This window comes from Cryobacterium sp. 10I5 (assembly GCF_035019865.1).
Lineage (GTDB): Bacteria > Actinomycetota > Actinomycetes > Actinomycetales > Microbacteriaceae > Cryobacterium > Cryobacterium breve_A.
Genome location: NZ_JASJVI010000084.1, coordinates 1 through 17,593, shown reverse-complemented (window position 1 = coordinate 17,593; position 17,593 = coordinate 1). Strand labels below are relative to the sequence as shown.

The 17,593-nt window shown below is 62.1% G+C and carries 18 protein-coding genes; 12 read left to right on the top strand and 6 right to left on the bottom strand.

Annotation, left to right across the window (positions count from 1 at the left end; all coding sequences use genetic code 11):
- The 4 genes from QN350_RS16215 to QN350_RS16200 form a co-directional block, all read left to right on the top strand.
- A partial coding sequence (locus QN350_RS16215; protein WP_323516922.1) for a hypothetical protein occupies window positions 1-534 on the top strand: 534 nt, incomplete at its 5' end.
- An 8-nt stretch (window positions 535-542) separates the two neighbouring features.
- Window positions 543-1,022: a hypothetical protein gene (locus QN350_RS16210; protein ID WP_323516921.1), complete on the top strand. Its 480-nt coding sequence runs from the start codon at window positions 543-545 to the stop codon at window positions 1,020-1,022.
- A gap of 216 nt (window positions 1,023-1,238) precedes the next feature.
- On the top strand, window positions 1,239-1,685 hold the full coding sequence (locus QN350_RS16205) for a helix-turn-helix domain-containing protein (protein ID WP_322140300.1): 447 nt from the start codon (window positions 1,239-1,241) through the stop codon (window positions 1,683-1,685).
- Window positions 1,682-1,921: a hypothetical protein gene (locus QN350_RS16200; protein WP_322140299.1), complete on the top strand. Its 240-nt coding sequence runs from the start codon at window positions 1,682-1,684 to the stop codon at window positions 1,919-1,921. Before QN350_RS16205 ends, QN350_RS16200 begins: the two co-directional genes overlap by 4 nt.
- A gap of 45 nt (window positions 1,922-1,966) precedes the next feature.
- Here the strand turns inward: QN350_RS16200 and QN350_RS16195 are convergent, their stop codons facing one another.
- From QN350_RS16195 to QN350_RS16180, 4 genes are read right to left on the bottom strand one after another with little or no spacing between them, the layout of a single operon-like run.
- Window positions 1,967-3,973, bottom strand: coding sequence for a glycoside hydrolase family 2 protein (locus tag QN350_RS16195; RefSeq protein WP_323507886.1), 2,007 nt, complete (start codon window positions 3,971-3,973; stop codon window positions 1,967-1,969).
- Window positions 3,974-4,008: 35 nt separating this feature from the next.
- A complete protein-coding gene (locus tag QN350_RS16190; protein ID WP_322140297.1) occupies window positions 4,009-4,881 on the bottom strand; it encodes a carbohydrate ABC transporter permease in 873 nt (290 codons plus the stop codon).
- A gap of 1 nt (window position 4,882) precedes the next feature.
- A complete protein-coding gene (locus tag QN350_RS16185; protein WP_322136658.1) occupies window positions 4,883-5,812 on the bottom strand; it encodes a sugar ABC transporter permease in 930 nt (309 codons plus the stop codon).
- A 31-nt stretch (window positions 5,813-5,843) separates the two neighbouring features.
- Entirely contained in the window at window positions 5,844-7,268 is a 1,425-nt protein-coding gene (locus QN350_RS16180; RefSeq protein WP_322140296.1) for an ABC transporter substrate-binding protein, read from the bottom strand.
- A gap of 175 nt (window positions 7,269-7,443) precedes the next feature.
- Here QN350_RS16180 and QN350_RS16175 point away from each other — a divergent pair, with 175 nt between their 5' ends.
- The gene (locus tag QN350_RS16175; protein ID WP_322140295.1) at window positions 7,444-8,451 is read left to right on the top strand and encodes a LacI family DNA-binding transcriptional regulator; all 1,008 of its coding nucleotides are present in this window, start codon (window positions 7,444-7,446) and stop codon (window positions 8,449-8,451) included.
- On the opposite strand, the gene QN350_RS16170 is transcribed toward QN350_RS16175, so the two are convergent.
- The gene (locus tag QN350_RS16170) at window positions 8,426-8,956 is read right to left on the bottom strand and encodes an SDR family NAD(P)-dependent oxidoreductase (protein WP_322140294.1); all 531 of its coding nucleotides are present in this window, start codon (window positions 8,954-8,956) and stop codon (window positions 8,426-8,428) included. The genes QN350_RS16175 and QN350_RS16170 overlap by 26 nt on opposite strands.
- Before the next feature lie 335 nt (window positions 8,957-9,291).
- Here QN350_RS16170 and QN350_RS16165 point away from each other — a divergent pair, with 335 nt between their 5' ends.
- The 7 genes from QN350_RS16165 to QN350_RS16135 all read left to right on the top strand — a co-directional run bounded on the left by QN350_RS16165 (window position 9,292) and on the right by QN350_RS16135 (window position 16,809).
- Entirely contained in the window at window positions 9,292-9,867 is a 576-nt protein-coding gene (locus tag QN350_RS16165; RefSeq protein WP_323503443.1) for a TetR/AcrR family transcriptional regulator, read from the top strand.
- Window positions 9,868-10,638: 771 nt separating this feature from the next.
- Window positions 10,639-10,893 carry a hypothetical protein gene (locus tag QN350_RS16160; protein ID WP_322140292.1) on the top strand — a complete coding sequence of 85 codons (255 nt, stop codon included), beginning with the start codon at window positions 10,639-10,641 and terminating at the stop codon, window positions 10,891-10,893.
- Window positions 10,894-11,011: 118 nt separating this feature from the next.
- A complete protein-coding gene (locus tag QN350_RS16155) occupies window positions 11,012-12,583 on the top strand; it encodes an APC family permease (RefSeq protein ID WP_323503445.1) in 1,572 nt (523 codons plus the stop codon).
- A gap of 13 nt (window positions 12,584-12,596) precedes the next feature.
- Window positions 12,597-13,694: an agmatine deiminase gene (gene aguA / locus QN350_RS16150; protein ID WP_322140291.1), complete on the top strand. Its 1,098-nt coding sequence runs from the start codon at window positions 12,597-12,599 to the stop codon at window positions 13,692-13,694.
- Between the two features lie 159 nt (window positions 13,695-13,853).
- A complete protein-coding gene (gene ptcA / locus QN350_RS16145) occupies window positions 13,854-14,864 on the top strand; it encodes a putrescine carbamoyltransferase (RefSeq protein WP_322140290.1) in 1,011 nt (336 codons plus the stop codon).
- A gap of 21 nt (window positions 14,865-14,885) precedes the next feature.
- Entirely contained in the window at window positions 14,886-15,812 is a 927-nt protein-coding gene (gene arcC / locus QN350_RS16140; RefSeq protein ID WP_323505112.1) for a carbamate kinase, read from the top strand.
- Between the two features lie 331 nt (window positions 15,813-16,143).
- Complete coding sequence (locus QN350_RS16135) at window positions 16,144-16,809, top strand: TetR/AcrR family transcriptional regulator (protein WP_322140289.1); 666 nt, start codon at window positions 16,144-16,146, stop codon at window positions 16,807-16,809.
- 538 nt (window positions 16,810-17,347) lie between these two features.
- Here the strand turns inward: QN350_RS16135 and QN350_RS16130 are convergent.
- Entirely contained in the window at window positions 17,348-17,515 is a 168-nt protein-coding gene (locus QN350_RS16130; RefSeq protein WP_322140288.1) for a hypothetical protein, read from the bottom strand.
- Window positions 17,516-17,593: the final 78 nt, after the last annotated feature.

Here is a 17,593-nt window from a genome sequence, read left to right as displayed (position 1 = left end):
CTGACCAGCGACATCGCCCAACCCGTCCCGAGCGGGGCATCGGGCACGGCAACCATCAAAGTCATCGGTCATGACGACCCGACCGCGCACACCGCGAACGTGGAAGTCTGGATCAACGGCAAGCACTTCACCCTGAAAGCTGCGCCCGCCCCGCACAACGCCGGCCCCACCCTGACCGCGGTCATCACAGCGCTCAAGGCAACAGACCTGGGTGCGCTCTACGACCTGGGAGACCCGAGCCTTCGAAACGGGCTCACCCGGGAACAGTTCGTCGCCACCATCGGCGCTACCGGCGGCGGTAGCGTCACAGGTTTGACTCCCACAGGCGCCACGACGTACGTCACAACCAGTGCCGGCGCGGACTTCGCGCTCACCCCGATCACCTTCGACTACGTCAAGAACGGTGTTCCTGGTGAGGTCACAGCCCACCTCCGCCTCATCTACACCGGAGGCCAGTGGCGCTACATGACGATGCAACCAGACAACGCGCCCGCGAACTCGGACAGCAACACGCCTGACCCGACCGTGCCCTAGTATCCCAATTGACCAACGCGACGCGGCAGGCAAGGAGAACGATGCGAAGAACGTCTCGGTTGCTGAGCGTGGTGACCGCAGCCAGCATGTGTTTGCTCTTGCTGACTGGCTGCGTGCCCGGACAGTCCATCGACAGCCTGGCCAAACAACCCGAAGCCGCATTGACCTACCCCGGCAGCACCGATGTCCGGATCAACGATGTCCCGGGACGGGTTCAATTCGGGCTCGATGGCGGCGACGTAGCCACGACCGGCATATCCGGGACGACAACGCACACGCAACGCGAGGTCCTTGCCTTCTACTCGCAGGCACTGGACGCGGACGGCTGGATACAAACCAGTGATAGTCCGTACGCCGAGACGGCGTCGGGACTACCCGCTCACGTGATGCAATGGGACAAGACGAAGCCCTACCTCACCTATGTCGTCGCCGTCACGACTGAGGGTGAAACAACGAAGTACGAAACTCAAATGAAATCGCTGCGGTAGTTCGTTATTCGCGGTCGGGAAGGACAATGCCCCTTCAGATTCACTCCGGGGTGCGAAAGACGTTGTGCCGTTCTGAGATAGACCGATCACACCACCGTGGAACCGTCCCGCAAGGGGTTCCGCTTGCGGGCACATGTGGCGATCGTCGGGTGTGTGCCTAGATATTTTTCCCTCAGGGTGATAACTTTAGTTATCGGAGATAGAAAGATGAGCACTATGGAAAAGTCGGCCGCGCTAGCGGAATTGGTGCGGGTTAAGGCGCGGCGCGACACGGTTGATTTGGATTATTTGCGGGCTGCACGTGCGGCCGCGGAGAATGCGAGCCAGCGTGAGATTGCGCGTACATTAGCGTTGTCGCAGCCGGCGGTCAATAGGATTCTTGCCAGAGCCAAGGGCATCGCTGATCTGCGGCCAACGTTCCACGGGGCGACTCCGTTCGAAATTGCTCAGCGCTACTCCGGGGGCTTCATCGATCGCGCCCAGGTGATTGATGAGCTGGCACGGTGGCCGTATCTTCCCATGCCCAAGGCTGATGAGTTCGACGATGTGTGGGAGCCCGGTGAGGGCACCTGGTATGACGTCGAGGAGGCGCTGCAGCAGGGCCTTATCGACGGTGAGATTTACGCGGCCGCGCTGTTGCGTCGCCGCGTCCTCAAACAATGACGCCTGATGAGATCGAGCGTCACGAGAACCACCTGAGCGAGTTTTCCCACTCAGGTGGTTCTTTGCGTACCGACGCGCCGACTGCCACGGTTAACAATCCGGCGTGGTTCATCGACGGTGATTTGACCTTTGAACGGCAGCAGTTTTATGCGCGGGTGCGGGTGACTATGCGCCATTGGGGGCGTTGTCGTACTCTATCTATCATTTTGAACTCCTCGTTTGCGTTGTTGCAGTGATGGGATGAATGGACCCTCCCGTGGGGAGGCCGGCGACTTCGGCAGTTACGGAGCGTCTCGTTCGAGGGGCCCGGCATCGACGAACGTGCGTGCCTTGATGGCACCCTGCTCGTCCACGATCCAGAGGTGGAGCCTCGCAGAGGTCATAGCCGGCGCTGGTAGCGAAAGCTTGACTGCATCCGAGATCTGGAACGGGTGAGCGAGGACGGGAGCTTCGGTCACGGAAGGGGAGATATTTGGGCCGAAGGGCGTCCCGCTTTGAACCCAGGCCGCGCGCACCTGTCCAGTGAGAGGCTTCCGGCCGTGGTGGGACACGCGCACATCCAGGATGAGTGGCACTGTTGGGGTTGCGATGTCGGTCCCTGCCTCCCTGGGAACGAGGCCAACCACGATCACAGTTTCGGCGTTTGCGTCGGCCGGGTCCAGGCCGCCGAGGTCCTTGCTTTTACGGTCGGCGGTGAACAGGCCCGCAGACTCGTGCTCGACATCGGCCAGTTCGGTATAGACGTAGCCCGCGAACCTATCGTGTCGTCGGATCTCCTGCGTCTGCCACCTCACGTGCCAGGCTCGCTCGAGGCTGGTGAATCCGCCCCCGAATTCGCTGTTGAGGAGGGGTACGCCGCTACGGGGTTGCTCGTTGTCGCCATAGATCGACTTGTCAACGATGTGGGTCGGTCCCAGTGGCACAGGGAACGACTCGCGCTCACCCGAGGCGATCGCCGCGACATTGGCCGCCCACGACGCCGGGTTCTCGTCGTAGTAGTGCCAGTCCATGAGGTCGGTCTTGACGTGCTCCCAGCCAGAGTTCTCGACGATGGGTCGACTGTGGTCGAGGGCTGCGAGCTGATCGTATGCGCGGCGGGCCGCGTCGGCTTTTGCGGGGTCTCCGGGGATGTCCCAGTTCAGACCCCACTCCTCGTTGTATAGGCCCCAGATAATGATGCTCGGGTGGTTGCCGTCGCGCTTGACCATCTCCGGTATTTGCGCCTCGAAGTTCACCGTGGCTTCCTCGCTGAATCGGCTCGTGCTGGCCGGTTCCGCCCAGACGAGCATGCCGAGCGTGTCCGCCCAGTGCAGCCAGCGCGGCTCCTCGAACTTGAGGTGTTTGCGCACGAGATTGAAACCAGCCTGCCGGGCGAGATCGAGGTCGTGCACGAGTGCGGCGTCATTGGGCGCGGTAATGCCGGAGGTCGACCAGTAGCCCTGGTCTAACACTCCGCGAAGGTAAAATCGCTCGCCGTTGAGGTACAGGTCCTCGCCGAGTCGTTCGATCGAGCGCAACCCGCCTGTGACGACGACAAGATCGTCGCCGACTCGCACGTCGAGCGCATAGAGGTGCGGGTCGATAGGCGACCACAAGTGGGGTGAGTCGATCGGTAGAAAGCCGGAGGCGCGACCGTGCTCGTCGGTAACCACTTCGAGATCGCCGATGCTCACGCGGGCACGCGCGGCCTCGTCGCCCGCGACCTGCACGGTGACCTCAAACCCCGTCAGTGAGTCGCCTCTCAGCGAGACAGATTCAGCGTAGGTGCGGCCGCGCGCTTCGATCCACACGCTTTGCCAAATGCCGGAGCTTGCCATGAACGAGACGCCGTCGTAGTCGTCGCGGGGAAGTGATCGTTGCTTGCCGTGCGGGATCGAGCGCTTATCGGAGGGCGCCGTCACGTCCACGCGAAGCGTCGCGCTCGAACCTACCGCGAGGTAATCCGTGATATCGAACTCGAACGAGGTGTACCCGCCCGTGTGCTCGCCGACTTTTGCCCCACCGATGGACACCCGCGTCTCGTGGTGCACGGCGCCGAAGCAGACGAACACCCGGGCGCCGGCCCAGGAGTGGGGGACGGTTAGTTCGCGTGAGTAGCTGGCTTGTTCGAGCCAGGTGCGGGCGATGCCCGACGCCTCGGTCTCCCAGGCGAACGGCACGGTGATGCTCTCCTCGCCGTCGAGGCTTGAGAACGCCCACTGGCCGTTGAGTGATTCCCAGCGATCCGACCGGTCGAAGTCGGGTCGAGGGTACTCAGGTTTGGGTACCGACGGCAGTTCTGAAGACATGCGAATGGAGCCTTTCGGGGTGAGGATGGTCATGGTCAGCCTTTGACGCTTCCGGCGAGGATGCCGTTGATGAAATGCTTCTGAAGAAGCACGAAGATGATGAGTAGGGGGATGAGTGCGACGGAGGACGCGGCGAGGAGTTCGCCCGTGACGTGCGCATAGTCGGCGCCGATCTTGTTGCCGCTGATGTTTTGGGCGAGGGTCGATAGGACCACCTGGAGCGTCTGCATCCGGTCGCCCGTGGTGATAACGACGGGCCAGACGAAGTCGTTGTAGATGTTCATCACAGTCAGCACGGCGAGGCCAGCGATCCCGGGTCGGATCACCGGAAGCACGATGCGCCAGAAGATTCCGAACTCCCCGCACCCGTCGACGCGGGCCGCATCGAGTAGTTCGTCGGGCACGGCGCTGATCACCTGACGCATCCAGAAGATCGCGAACGCGTCCACGGAGCCGGGCAGCACGAGGGCCTGGTAGGTGTTGACCCAGCCGAGCTCTTTCATTTCGAGCAGTAGCGGAATGATGAGCACGATTGTTGGGAGCATAAGTGTCAGCAGTACGGCCCCGAAGAAAAAGTTCTTAAACCGGAACTCGTATTTGGCGAACGCATACCCTGCCAGTGGTGCGAAGAACAGCGTGATCAGGCCCTTGGAGAAGAGCACTATGGCGGTGTTGAAAAAGCCGGAGAGGATCGGCACGTCGGTGAACATCTGCGTGTAGTTGTCGAGCGTGAACGTGCCTGGGTTGAATCCCAGCGGGTCGGCGATGATGTCGTTGGCCGGTTTGAACGCCGAGACGAGGGCCCACGCCACCGGTGCCAGAAAGCCCGCGGTAAGGAGGATCAAGAAGACCTGGGATACGATCTGCGGCTGGAACCGCCGTGTCCGGAAAACGGATGCCGTCGTCATGTCAGTCCTTCGCTCTCAGCAGCCGCACGAACCCGAGCGACAGCGCCATCACGATGATCACGAGCAGGAACGAGTTGGCCGCTCCCGTGCCGAGATCTGCGACGGTGATGTGGTTGTACAGGTAGAGGCCGGCCGTCGTGGTTGAGCCGTACGGGCCACCCTTGGTAACGACGTACGGTTCGGCAAACATTTGGAATACCGCGAGAGTCTGCAACACGACGATGAACATGATCGTCCGTCGGATCAGGGGGACAGTGATGCTCCAGAGCTGCCGGAACGGCGATGCCCCGTCAAGCTCCGCGGCCTCGTATACCGTCGTGTCGATGGACTGCAGGCCGGATATCACGATGATGACCACAAATCCGGTCGTCTTCCAGAGGAATAGGAGCGCGAGCGTTGGTTTCGACCACTCGCTCGTTGTTAGCCAACCGACGTCTGGAAGCCCGACTAGGTTCAGCAGCCCGTTGATGACCCCGTAGCGCTGGTCGAACAGTACGATCCAGATCTGGGCGATCGCAACGAGGGGTGTGACGAAGGGCACGATGAACGCCGTGCGGTAGAAACCGCGAGCACGGATGCGAGTGCTGTTGAGGAGGACCGCTGCGAGCACGCCCACGCCCAGTTGCGCCGGGATGATCAAGAGCCAGAGCACACCCGAGTTAGCCAGCGACGCCCAGAAGTCCGGGTTCGAAAGTAGGTAGGTGTAATTGCCCCAGCCCACCCAGTCCGCGGTACCCGACCCGCGCCAGTTGGTTAAGCTCAGCCGGAACGTGAACACCAGCGGGTAGATCGAGAACGCGGCAAAGATCGCGACGAACGGAAAAATGAAGAGGTAGGGCGCCGACTTCCGTCGCAGCAGGGACCAACGCGGTCCCCGCTGCGACGATCGCGGAGCCGTACTTGACGCCTTCAAGGCGGTCGTGACGGTCATGGAGCAGCTTTCTCGCGTGGGTGAAGAGGTGTTACTTGTTGCGGTCGACCAGGTTCGTTTGGATTTGATCGGTCGATTGCTGGATCACCTCGTCGGGTGTCATCTGCCCGTCGAGCATCTTCTGCAAGTTGTTACCGAGATAGTTGACGGCGCTCGCCCACCAGGTGGGGGTGGGGGTGCCACCTGGGATCTGGTTGCCCGCCTCGATAGCGGTCTGCCAGAGGTCTTGTCCGCCCATGGCGTCGATGGTGCCGAACAGCGGTGTGTTCGGATCAGCGGCCGCCTTGTAGCTGGGTACCGACGTATTCAGACCCTTCGGGTAGACGGAGTTCGGCCCGTAGACAGCCGTGTATCCGTTCTTGTCGTACATCAGGAAGTTGTAGAACAGGGCCGCAGCTTTCGGGTTCTTCGCGGCCTTGGGGATGACGAACGACGAGCCACCCATCGCGCCCGAGTGGGCTCCATCTGCCGTCCAGGACGGTAGCGGCATGGCCCGCCAATTGCCCGAAGTCTTTGGGAGTAGTTGCTGCGGGGCAAAGTCGAACCAAATCGACCAGGGGTAGAACACCTGCTGGCCGGAATCGAGCGTCTGCACGTCCGTGGGCCCGAGGTACTCCGCACGGGTGCCGAGCTTTTCTTTCTGAACGGTATCGAGCCACGTGAGGATTTGCTTGTACTCGGGCGAATCAAGGCGCAACTTTCCCGATGCGTCGGTCATGCTCGTGCCTTGCTGGCTCGCGAACATCTCAAGCCACAATTGCCCCAGGAAGGCGCTCTGTTCGAGGTGTATTGGACCCGACGACGGATCGGCGGCTTTAACTTTCTTGGCAGCGGTGAGCAGGTCGTCGTAGGTTTTGATGCCTGCCGGATCGATTCCATCCTTTTCGAGCACGCTCGCGTTGTAGAAGAGAAGACCGGGGTCGAGATCGAAGGGGATGCCGTAGATTCCGCCATTGAGCGAGTTGACGTCGACCTTTTGTTTCGCGATGTCCTGAACGTATGGCTTGAGAACGTCGCTGAGATCCCACAGGTCATTGGCATAGCCCGGGACCTTGGCGTCGTCGAGGAAGACGCCGTCAGGTACGTCAGTTGAGGAGATGAGGGTATTTTGCAGCTTTGCGTCGATGTCAACGGCCTGGTGATTGACCTTGACGTTCGGGTACTTCTCGTTGAATTTGGCGATCGTCGCATCGAAGACGTTGAAGAGGTCGCCAGAGCGGTCCCAAATGGTGATCTCCCCTGTGGCGTCTTTGTCAGTCGGTGCCGTAAGAACGTTCGGATTCGATGTTCCGGTCACGCTCGAAGAGTCATTTCCAATCGCCGGGCCGCAGGCGCTAACGCCAACGGCTACGGCGACAGCGACGCCGAGTGCTCCGAAACGAGAGAAGGCGCGGTGCTGGCGCAGGGCCGAAGTGCTCGCGCCTGGCCTTCTGGGCTGCGTGGGTGTGCTGTGCATGAACACTCCTTTGTGATCGGTGCCTCGCTCCCGCAGTCGAACACCCAACGGTCTTCGAGAGTGAAATACGGTGCGACGCCGCTGACGTTTGCCAACGTATGCAAAAAGATAGCGCGGAATTGCGTACGTTGCAAAGATAAGCTGGCACAACAGTTGTTCAGCTAGTGGAGGTCCGATGCCCGCAACGCTTAAAGACGTAGCTGATCACGCGAAGGTCTCCATGCGCACTGTGTCAAACGTGGTCAGCGGTTACGAACACGTCAGCAAAAAGATGCGTGAGCGCGTTATGACTGCGATCGCCGACCTCGACTATCGACCCAACCTCGTCGCACGTACCCTGCGCACCGGTCGCACGGGCATGCTTGCGCTCGTCGTGCCCGAAATCGACGTTCCATACTTCAGCGAGCTCGCCCGGGATGTCATCCGGGCGGCGACCTCGTTCGGGTACCGGGTGATGATCGATCAGACAGGGCACGACCATGAACGCGAACGCGACTTGCTCGTTGGCGGTGACCGCAACATGCTCTTCGACGGCATCCTCTTCAGCCCACTCGCGACAAAAGCACAGCTCGATGCCGTGGAGGATCGCGTGACCCTGCCGTTCGTGCTGCTTGGCGAGCACGAGTTCGACGGCCGGTTCGATCACGTGGCCATCGATAACTTCAAGGCAGCGCAAGAAGCCACCATGCACCTGCTCGCTATAGGACGATCACGCATAGCCGCAATCGGCGAGCAACCCTTCGAGAGCTACGCGACCCCGCACCTTCGCACAGCGGGATACCTCGCTGCGCTCGATTCTGCTGGCATCGCTTCAGATGCGGACCTAATAAAGCCGGCCGTGCACTACCGCCGGGCCGACGGCTATGCGGCCACGCAACAGTTGCTCAAACTGCCAGATCGGCCCGACGCAATCTTCTGCTACTCCGACATCCTCGCCATGGGAGCGATGCGAGCCGTCTTCGACGCGGGGCTTATCGTCCCGAAAGACATAGCGATCATCGGTATCGACGACATCGAAGAAGGTCAATATTCACGCCCAACCCTCTCAACAGTGTCGCTGGACACCGAGTTCATAGCCCACCACGCCGTTGCCACTCTGGCCGCTCGTATCGACGATCCCGAGAGAACGGCTGAAGAAGTCGTAGCACCCCACTCCCTCAAAGTTCGAGAAAGTAGCGCCTAACCGGGCACCTCATATCCTCATCACGATGACGGGGGAACATGTGCTGCCTGACCAACGCCTGGCCAATGGCTCGGCTGGTCCTTAGTTGAAGACCATTCCGCCGTCGACGAGGATCGACTGTCCGGTGATGTAGTTGGAGTCGGGACAGGAAGGAGACGACGCCGGCGACCTCGGAGGCTTCGGAGAGGCGGGCGAGAGTAATGCCGTTGGTGAACTGGTCCCAGCCCCACGCTTCGGGCTTGCCCGCGTCGGTTGCTACTTTTTTCGCCAGTTCCTCCATGAGGGGCGTCTTGACGATGCCGGGGGCGTAGGTGTTGACCGTGATACCGAACTGGGCAAGGTCCCTGGCCGCTGTCTGAGACAAGCCACGAATGGCGAACTTCGTGGCCGAGTACAACGCAATGCCGGGGTTCCCGACGTGGCCGGCCTGGGAGGCGGCACTAATGATTTTTCCCCCGTGGCCGAGCTCTTTGAACGCCTTCGTGGCTGCCTGAATGCCCCACATTCCGCTGAGATGGCCATGCTTATATCTGGGGGAGGGGTCGAGTCCGCGGAGTCTCGTTCTCCTGTGTTGGAACACACGCCGAGGGCCCACGCTCGCAGGGTGCCGCGGAAGGGCTTTCACGGCAGGCGGGGAGGGATGCTGGAGTATCAGACTAGGGTCCCGGCCGGCTGCGGCGGTAACCTGACATCACTTCCCGGCATTTCCCGGTGGGCAAGGGGCGCATGGTTCCGGTGGCTGGCATGAACCGGGGTACCAAAAGGCGTCGATAACGAGAGCGAGCAACTATGGGCGAGACGCACGCGTCTACGACGACGAGCGGGCGGCAGGCAAGGTCGTTGACCGGAGAGCGCAAGCGGGAGCAGATCCTCGACGCTTCTGTACAGGTCTTTGGTACCGGTGGCGCAGCCGCTGTGACTCATCGTGCGGTCGCGAGGGTCGCTCGTGTGCCGCTTGGCTCGACGACCTACTACTTCACCGACCGCAACGACTTGTTACTGCAGACCATGGCCCACGCCCGGAGGACCGAGGCGGCCCGGCTCGCCGCGATCGTCGAGGCGCTGCATGGGGAGCTGACCGTCGAGCGCTCAGTCGAGGTGTTAACTGAGATGTTCTTCGATAAGACGGTCGCAGACCCGCTCTACGACCTTGCGCTGTTCGAGATGTTCATGGAAGCGACCCGGAACATCACAGTGCGAAACGAAGCGCGCGGCTGGTCGACCATGATTGGCGCTTTGGTCGACCGCGTCCTGCCCGCCAGCGAACCGACAGTGCCTCGTGCGACCGTCGTGCAGATCGTCGCGTGCTTAATTGACGGCTTGATGCTTGAGGCCGTGTCCAACGGGCAGCTGAGCGTTGCCGACCTCGCCGAGCGGCTTCAGACTGTTGTTGAGCGGTTGTGCCTACGGCTCTAGAGTCCTGCACGTGAAATTTTCTGGTTGTGTTGCAGAACGGAACGCGTTTCGAACTGGACGTCCGAAGACCGAGCTGATTCCTAGGGGCGAAGCGCGGCAGCGGTTATTGCGCTGGGTGAAGCGGCGAAGTCCTCGCAGGGTTTGACGTTGCGGTCACGGATCGTGCTCGGTCGCGTGAGGGCCTGAATAAGCAACAGGGTGCAGGGCGGGCGCTGTTCGCCGAACGCAGTCAGTAAGTGGCGTGCCCGCTTCCTAGACTCTCGACTGGATGCGTTGGTCGATGAGCCGCGCCCAAGACGCCCGGCAACGATCGCGGCCGAGCAGGTCGAGGCAGCCGTTGTGGCAATTGGAGTCAACGTCGGAGAATGCCGACCGTAGTGGATTATCGAGATTGTCGATCGGGCGGATCTGGAAGGCACTTGAGCTGAAGCCCACTGAGACAAGTTCAAGCTCACGAACGATCCGCTGAGTATCTTAAAGCACTGAGCGCCACACAATCGGGTGGTTCAGCGCCGGGGATTGTGCGAGAGAGCGCCAGCAGTTGCGTGGTTTGGCACCGCTGACGCGCTCGGTCGCGTGAATAGACGGTCACGAGTGCTGCATGCTCGCGCATGTTGTAGTTGCCGGTCTCGACCCAGATCCGGACTGGTTTGGGTCGGCGTCAACACGGGCGCAGCGTCCCACCTTTCAAGCCGCGTATCGGCAACATCGACCCATGGTCAAAGGTGCGCTTGCTGGATGACTCGCCGCGCGCCGTGCCCCCTACCGGGCGTGACGAAAAACAACGCCTGGTGGGTGAACCGGGCCGCTGAAATCAACCTCAAACGGCTCCTCGAACTCGGACTCGCCACCTCCCACCCCGCCAGGCAACGGCCATGGGAGCTGCCCGAATTAGCCGCTCGGCCCGAAGTCATCAACGCGTCCAGACAGCCACCGGCCCCGCTCGAACTACGCACCGCTCTTCGTGTCATCGACACCCGCGTGAACTCTTACATCGCCCGGGAGCGACTGGGGAACGCCGCCTGAAAACTCAAGACAAACGCCAAAGATCTGACCCCAAGGATCGCTAGGTGCACCAGCGCACAGATGTGTTACGTTAAAGAACAAAGGTTGTACGTTTGTACACGTTGGACAAATCCCGTCTTTGGCAGCGTTCGGCCTTCGAACAATTTCGTTCAGCGGTATGTCAAGTAAAGGATCAACAGCAATGACAATGCAGTCAGATAGTCCTCCGACAGGCGCCGCCGACCCAGCGAAGGGACGTCCGACCTTCCGAATGTTCGACATGGTCCTGTTCTCCGTGGCCGCGATGCTGTTGCTCTCGCAGCTGACCGTAACGGCCGCCGTCGGGCCGACGGCGATTTTCTGGACCGTCGCGATCATTATCTTGTTCTTTGTCCCCTACGGCCTGGTCACGAGTGAGCTCGGCTCGGCTTACCCGGATGCCGGCGGCATCTACGCCTGGGTCGTGCGAGCGTTCGGCAACCGTTGGGGGAGCCGGGTTTCCTGGTGGTACTGGCTCAACGTGGGCTTGTGGGTACCGAGCGTTTACTTGATGTTCTCGGGTGCGATCTCGTCGATGTTCTTCGGTGGGCACCTGAACTTTTGGATCCAGGTAGCAATTACCGTCACTCTGATCTGGATCAACTACTGGGTCAACGCCCATAGCCTGAAGATCGGCACCTGGGTATCAAACCTCGGAGCCGGCATCACGATCGTCGTCATAGTAGCGCTCGTCATTGCCGGCGGGATCTACGCTTCGGCGAACGGCTCGGCAACCTCCTGGACACTGGACACGGTTATTCCTACGGATGCACTGCCCGCGTTTATCGCAGCGCTGCCGATTGTGATCTACAACTTCCTCGGCTTCGAGCTGATGTCGTCCGCCTCGACACAGATGGCCAACCCGCAGCGCGACGTACCTAAGACGATCTTCATCGCCGGCGTCCTCATCGGAGGGTTTTACCTCCTCGCGACCGTTGGCATGCAGCTCATCCTCCCAGCCGATGAAATATCTAAAACCACCGGCCTAATCGACGCCCTCCGTCACGGATTCGGCGACTCACCCATTGCCAACGCGGTCGTGACGATCCTCGGCATTGGTGCACTATTCTGCTTCTTTGCCAGTCTGGTGCCATGGACTATCGGCGCGAACCTCGCCGCCGCCGAGGCTGCCCAGCAGGGCGACCTGCCCAAGGCGTTCGCCCGGACACACCCAACCCGTGGCACTCCGGTCGGCGCAGCGATGCTCTGCTCCATCGTCGGCACGGTTTTCACTGTCGGGTACGCGGCGTTGTTCTCCGTGACCGACGGCGCGATCGATGCTCTCTTCTGGAACCTGTTCGCCTTCTCGTCAGTCATCTTCCTGCTGCCCTACATCGTGATGATGCTGGCGTTCGCCAAGCTCCGGCGTATCGACGCGGGCCGGCCGCGGCCCTACCGAGTCCCGGGCGGTCCAATTATGACGTGGCTGATGACGTGGATCCCGGTGGTCCTGCTTGGGGCAGCCGCGGTGTTCTTCGTCTGGAACCCCTACGATTATTCGCTCACGGTGACCGGGTCGATCCTGATCGGCCTCGTCGTGACGGTCGCCTTCCAGGAGTACTTCTGCGCCAAGTCGCCCGAGTGGACACGCCAGCGGGCCATCGAGCGCGGCGAGGACCCGACACTTCCAGCTCCTTCCCAGGCGCCCAACTCTGACCTCATTCAATCTTGAAAGGCTGCTTCTTATGACTCTTACTCTCGATTCCACCCCCGGCTCAGACGGCTACCGGATGCCGGCGGAGTGGGCTCACCACAGCGGTTGCTGGTTGATCTGGCCCGAGCGCCCGGACAATTGGCGCCTCGGCGGCAAGCCGGCGCAGGCCGCGTTCGCCCGGGTAGCGACGGCGATCTCCGGTACGGAGGCCGTGACTGTCGCTGTCTCCGCCCGGCAGTACGACAACGCCCGCAGCGAGCTCGGTGAGCATATCCGGATCGTCGAAATGTCCAACGATGACTCCTGGATCCGGGATTGCGGGCCGACCTTCGTCGTGAATGATGTTGGAGACGTGCGCGGCGTTGACTGGGACTTCAACGCCTGGGGCGGCCTCGTGGACGGGCTCTACTTTCCTTGGGCGGCCGACGACGCCGTCGCGGGCAAGGTGCTGGAGATCGAGGGTGTGGTCCGGTACAAGGCCCCGTTCGTGCTCGAAGGAGGATCGATCGACGTCGACGGTGAGGGCACGCTCCTGGTGACGGAGGAGTGCCTGCTGTCGCCCGGGCGCAACCCTGACCTGACCCAGGAAGACCTCGAGAGGCTGCTGCATAGTTATCTCGGTGTCGACGTCATCATCTGGTTGCCTTTTGGGGTCTACCTCGACGAGACGAACGGACACGTGGACAACTTCTGCCGGTTCGTCGCGCCAGGCAAGGTCATGCTGACGTGGACAGACGACCGGACAGACCCGCAGTACGCCCGTTCGGCGGCCGCGCTGGAGGTACTCGAGAACGCCGTGGACGCCCGTGGTCGTACGCTCGAGGTCGTCAAGCTCCACCAACCCGGTCCGATCTTCATCACCGCCGAGGAGTCCAGCGGAGTCGACTCGATCGCCGGCACTCTGCCGCGCGGAGCCGGTGATCGACTGGCCGGCTCCTACGTGAACTCATATATTGGCAACGACGTCGTCGTGCTGCCGATCTTTAATGATCCCCATGATGACGCCGCGGTCGCGGCCTACACCGAACTATTCGCGCCGCGCCGGGTCGTCACGGTACCAGGCCGGGAGATCCTGCTCGGCGGCGGCAACGTTCATTGCATCACCCAGCAACAGCCCTCCGGCGACTAGTCGGCCGACGGCGGCCGACCCCACCGGGGCACCGCCACTTTCCCCCTTTTTTCCGCATCTTTGGTACGACTCGCCCATTCGCTGGCGACCGCCCGTGCCTCGCCATGCCCTCAAACGCGCCCAACAAGCCCCGCGTCGACCCTTTCAAAGGAGACCATTATGACCGCACGTAACTTCATCGATACCCAGGACCTCACCAAAGACGAGGTGCTCGATATCGTCCATCTCGGCCTCGCCCTCAAGCGGTGTGTCGCGGTGGGCTACTTTCCCCCGCTGTTGCACGGCCGCACTCTCGGGATGATCTTCGAGCAGTCCTCTACCCGGACCCGGGTCTCGTTCCAGACCGCGATGTCACAGCTTGGCGGACACGCCCAGTACCTAGCGCCTGGCCAGATCCAGCTCGGTGGGCACGAGTCGATCGAGGACACCGCCCGCGTGCTGTCCCGATTGGTGGACGTCGTTATGGCGCGGGTCGCGCGGCACGCGACGGTCGTGGAACTCGCGAAGTACTCGACGATCCCCGTGCTCAACGGCATGTCCGACTACAACCACCCAACGCAGGAGATCGGCGATCTCATTACGATGGTCGAGCACTTGCCGAAGGGCAAGCGCCTCGAGGATTGCAAGGTCGTCTTCGTCGGCGACGCCACCCAGGTCTGCGCCTCCCTGATGATGATCACCACGAAGATGGGCATGCAGTTCGTTCAGTTCGGTCCGAAGGCCTTCCAGCTCCGCGAAGAGATGCAGGCGATCGGTCGCCAGAACGCCGTCGTGTCGGGTGGCAGTATCGTCGTGACCGACGACGCTTCGAAGGCTTTGGCTGGCGCAGACTTCGTCTATACCGACGTCTGGTACGGCGACTACGAGGCCGAGCTGGGCGAGGAGGCGCGCTTGGCCGCCTTCATGCCGAAGTACCAGGTGAACCCCGAGCTCATGGCCTTGGCCGAGCCGGGCGCGAAATTCATGCACTGCCTGCCCGCCACCCGCGGTGAAGAGGTCACCGATGGGGTCCTCGACTCGGAAGTCTCGCTGGCCTTCGACGAGGCGGGCAACCGACTCACGGCACAGCGCGCGCTGCTCGTGTACTTCCTACGTCCCGAGGTTGCGAACTCGATCAAGGTTGACGCTGCGAAGGCAGAGCTCGGGACCCTGCTCGCCGAAATTCTGTAGAGGTCCGACATGTCACGCATCGTGATCGCCCTGGGCGGAAACGCCCTGGGTAGCACCGCAACGGAGCAGCGCGCCTGCATCGACGAGGCCACTCCCTCGCTCGTCGGTCTAATCGCCCAGGGGCACGAAATCATCGTGTCTCACGGCAACGGCCCGCAGGTCGGGGCTATCAGCCTCGCATTCGAGATCGCATCGCAACACACCGACCGGGTGACCCCTATGGACCTGGCCGAGTGCACCGCGATGAGCCAGGGGTACATCGGGTATCACCTGCAACAGGGGATCGCGAAGGAGCTCCGGCGGGTCGGCATGCCCTGGCACGTCGCCTCCGTCGTGACACAGGTGGAGGTGGCCGCCGACGACCCCGCATTCGCGCATCCGACCAAACCGATCGGCGGCTTCTATGACGAGGCCGATGCACGGGCACTGATGGCCGGGCGGCCAGGTCTTGTCATGGCCGAGGATTCCGGGCGAGGGTGGCGGACCGTCGTCGCGTCGCCGCGCCCGGTAGACATCGTTGAGCGTGATTCGATCCTCAACCTGCTCGATCACGAGTTCATCGTGGTCGCGTGCGGCGGGGGTGGCATCCCCGTGGCCCGGGACAAGGCGGGCGAGCTGCACGGTGTTCCGGCCGTCATCGACAAGGACTTCGCCTCGGCGAAGCTCGCCGAAGTAGTCGGGGCGGACGTTTTCTTCATCCTCACGGCCGTGGACCGGGTCGCAATCGGCTTCGGCACGCCCCAGCAGCGCGACCTGGAAAAGCTCGACCTTGCCGAAGCGCGGCGCTACCTGGACGACGGACAGTTCGGCGCTGGCTCGATGGCTCCTAAGGTCCAGGCCGCGATCAATTTCGTGGCTAGCGGCCCCGGGCGGACCGCGGTGATCTGCTCGCTCAAGAACGCCCCGCTCGCTATGAAGGGTCAGAGCGGGACGGTGATCCACAGGTAGCAGTATTTCGCCAGTGCGCGCAACCCCGGGGCGGCAACCGCCCACCGTTTGCCCGGCGCGGATAGTCGTGTCCGGCTACGTGATCGCAAGCGAGGGGGCTGCTCGCGTTGATATGGATCAGATGGTGCTCGCGAAAAGGTCGATCTGTTGGGGCGGCGTCCTGGCCCCGATCAGCGACACCAGCAGGCGATCTCTCTCTCATCGTGGACCAGCCCGGCGGCCGCCACCGTTTGAGCTGAGGAGAACCGGATCCGAAATCAGGATCACGCAAAAGCCATACAATTGACCAAGCGATCAATAAACCCGACGTAAAACTAGACATTGGGCTGTCATGTCAACTCTTCCGAGTCGGGCCAAGCGAAAGAGCCGCGCCGAGCGCGCCGCCGAGATCGGGCGCACGGCTCGGGAGATCGCCCGCTACGACGGCCTGGACGCCATCACGCTCCGGGCGATTGCGCTGCGCATCGGCGTGACGTCCGCGCTGGTCAGCCACTATCAGCCCAGCATGGAGGGGCTTGTTGCGTCGACATTCGGCTCGATCGTTTCCGCCGAGCTCGCCGAGGTCCAGCGGGAGCTGGCGGCAATGCCGAGCGCCGTCGAGGCCCTGCGCGCCTTGATCCGAGACCTCCTCGGACCCGAGCGCAGCACGGTCACGAGTCTCTGGTTGGACGCGTGGAGCGTCGCGCGACGAAACGCGGCCCTAGCCCGCGAGGTCGCGGTGCAGATGGACGCCTGGCAGGAGTTCTTGGTCAGCGTGCTGAACCGTGGCTGCGCGCGCGGTGAGTTCGCCGTCGCCGACCCCAGTGCCCTGGCCTGGCAGCTGCTCGCGATCATCGACGGCCTCGACGCCCACGCCGTGATGCACCACGGCGACGCGCGCGACCAGCGCGACCTCGTGCGCACGATCGCCGAACACGAGCTCGGCCTGCCCACAGGAACACTAGCGCCGGCGTACCTTATTGACCGTGGGCGCCCTCTGAAGGGCACGTCGTACTAGTAGCTCGACGTCGCGGCTGTGGGCTACGCCAGCGCATAGAGACGGGGCCTTAGCAGGTCCGTGATGACGACACTGTCGCTTGCGTCGAGGGCGTCGAGGGCGCGATCGCAGTTCGGCTGCGAGGCTCCATCGCCGGAAACGTCGCTGTCGACGTGAGGGTCATCACGCCGGAAACCAGCGGCCAGAAGGTCCACCACTTACCGGTCGGTGGATTGATGGCGCGTCGATACGCGGGCGTAACCGATCAGCTTCATCACCATCCTCTTGGCTGCCTCATAACTAACGGTGAATACGTCAATTTAATCAGAAGGTTGTGTGACGTAGCTATGAGACTCGCCAGGCCCCGAGATTCCGCCGATTCTGAGGAGGTGCGGGCGCGGCCGTAAGACGTTATATATCCCTCGAGTTCTGCGACACCAGGATGACGTGCTCGAGCTCGTCCGTGTGATGCCTCGTCGTGGGGTCCCCTTACGGGCGGTTCTCATGAATGTCGTGCCACGAGCCACTCCAGCAGTTCTGGCACCCGCAAGGGCGTCTCTCAGGAGGTGAGCAACGCGAGCGGGATGACCGCCACGCCATCCTGTCGACGATAGGCGTGGGCGCCCGTGTTGATGACGACGAGGTCGACGATTTGGTAGGGAAGCGACTCCTTCAGCCAGAGCAGGTGGTGAACGTCGTGGTCGGTGATCGCGGATTTGAGCTTCACTTCAACTTCAACATCTTCTGCGTGGCCTCGGTGGATTGAATATTGGCTTCGTTTGGGCCCCCAGGGGGGGGCCCACGC

Excerpts from the sequence above, each read along its gene's own strand:
- QN350_RS16205 (WP_322140300.1), top strand. The coding sequence starts at position 1,239 with ATGGAAAAGTCGGCCGCGCTAGCGGAATTGGTGCGGGTTAAGGCGCGG.
- QN350_RS16200 (WP_322140299.1), top strand. The coding sequence starts at position 1,682 with ATGACGCCTGATGAGATCGAGCGTCACGAGAACCACCTGAGCGAGTTT.
- QN350_RS16195 (WP_323507886.1), bottom strand. The coding sequence starts at position 3,973 with ATGTCTTCAGAACTGCCGTCGGTACCCAAACCTGAGTACCCTCGACCC.
- QN350_RS16190 (WP_322140297.1), bottom strand. The coding sequence starts at position 4,881 with ATGACGACGGCATCCGTTTTCCGGACACGGCGGTTCCAGCCGCAGATC.
- QN350_RS16185 (WP_322136658.1), bottom strand. The coding sequence starts at position 5,812 with ATGACCGTCACGACCGCCTTGAAGGCGTCAAGTACGGCTCCGCGATCG.
- QN350_RS16180 (WP_322140296.1), bottom strand. The coding sequence starts at position 7,268 with ATGCACAGCACACCCACGCAGCCCAGAAGGCCAGGCGCGAGCACTTCG.
- QN350_RS16175 (WP_322140295.1), top strand. The coding sequence starts at position 7,444 with ATGCCCGCAACGCTTAAAGACGTAGCTGATCACGCGAAGGTCTCCATG.
- QN350_RS16170 (WP_322140294.1), bottom strand. The coding sequence starts at position 8,956 with ATGTGGGGCATTCAGGCAGCCACGAAGGCGTTCAAAGAGCTCGGCCAC.
- aguA (WP_322140291.1), top strand. The coding sequence starts at position 12,597 with ATGACTCTTACTCTCGATTCCACCCCCGGCTCAGACGGCTACCGGATG.
- ptcA (WP_322140290.1), top strand. The coding sequence starts at position 13,854 with ATGACCGCACGTAACTTCATCGATACCCAGGACCTCACCAAAGACGAG.
- QN350_RS16135 (WP_322140289.1), top strand. The coding sequence starts at position 16,144 with ATGTCAACTCTTCCGAGTCGGGCCAAGCGAAAGAGCCGCGCCGAGCGC.